The organism is Bradyrhizobium sp. P2_E8 (assembly GCF_056403875.1).
This window is the reverse complement of record NZ_JBFUES010001518.1, coordinates 1-1,189: the sequence shown is the minus strand read 5'-3', so window position 1 is coordinate 1,189 and position 1,189 is coordinate 1. Positions and strand designations below refer to the sequence as shown.

At 64.4% G+C, this 1,189-nt stretch carries 2 protein-coding genes; one reads left to right on the top strand and one right to left on the bottom strand.

Translation table 11 applies throughout. The features are described 5' to 3' along the window. Window positions 1-209, bottom strand: a 209-nt coding sequence (locus tag AC1D00_RS41940) for a nuclear transport factor 2 family protein (RefSeq protein ID WP_477014751.1), incomplete at its 3' end; no start/stop codon positions are given. Window positions 210-394: 185 nt separating this feature from the next. On the opposite strand from AC1D00_RS41940, the gene AC1D00_RS41935 reads away from it, so the two are divergent. Continuing rightward, on the top strand, window positions 395-1,189 hold a 795-nt coding region (locus AC1D00_RS41935), incomplete at its 3' end, for an MOSC domain-containing protein (RefSeq protein ID WP_477014750.1).

Below are 1,189 nucleotides of genomic sequence, written 5' to 3'. Positions count from 1 at the left end.
CCGATGATCCGCCGAACCGTGAAGCGCTTGCTATTCGGCTGCACGAAACGGCTTTCCTGAATGTTCCGGCGGCCATGGATGCGCTCGCCCGATTGCGGGTAGTCGAGCACGGCGTCGTCGCGATAGATGTCATGCTCCGCCTCGAAATCATTCGCATCCGAAGCGTCCCAATGGCGCTGGAGCGCCGCCAATCTGGCTCGATCGTCCATCTCGATCTCCGATCCTGCATGAAACCGTCTCCCGCCGCCTTCATCTGATGACGCAGGACTCCGGCGGCAAGGCTTCCCTCGCAACGTCTAACAACGGCTAACGAGCTAACAATTCGATTTGGATGCAGATTAGCCTGCAGGCGACCCGTCGGATCGGGTTGCACCTCAGGGTCGGGGAAACTGTGATGGCACGTCTGCTTTCCGTCAATGTCGGCCTGCCGCGAGATGTCGCCTGGCAAGGCAAGACCGTCCATACCGGCATCTGGAAGGCCCCCGTCGAAGGCCCGCGCAGGGTGCGCCGGCTCAACATCGACGGTGATGGCCAGGGCGATACGGCCGGCCATGGCGGCGAACAGCGCGCCGTCTTCGTCTACCAGGACGAGTCCTATCGGCACTGGCAGGAACATCTGGGGCGATCGAATCTCGTCCACGGTCAATTCGGCGAGAACTTCACCGTCGAAGGCCTCGCCGACACCAACGTGTGCATCGGAGACCGCTACAGGATCGGCTCCGCCCTGTTCGAGGTGACGCAGCCGCGCGTCACCTGCTACCGGCTGGGCATTCGCATGGATGAGCCGGACATGCCCGCACTGCTCGTCAGGCACGGCCGGCCCGGCTTCTATTTTCGCGTGATCGAGGAAGGCGACGTGGAGGCCGGTGACGAGATCACGCAGGTCGCCAGCGGCGCTGAAAGCATGAGCGTGTTCGAGATCAACGCGCTGCTTTACCTGCCCCCTCACCCGCACGACCGCCTGGAGCGCGCGCTGCGGATTCCGGCGCTGAGCCGCGGCTGGAATCGTTCCTTCGCGGCGCTGCTCGAGCAGCAGCGCGCAAGCAGGATCGCCGCAGGAAACGCCGGGCTCGGCCCGGCGGCGAGCCCACCTCCGGCCTGGCGTGGCTTCCGTCCGTTTCGCGTCTCGCACAAGATCGCCGAAAGCGGCAACGTGACGTCACTGATCCTCGAACCCACGGACGGGCAT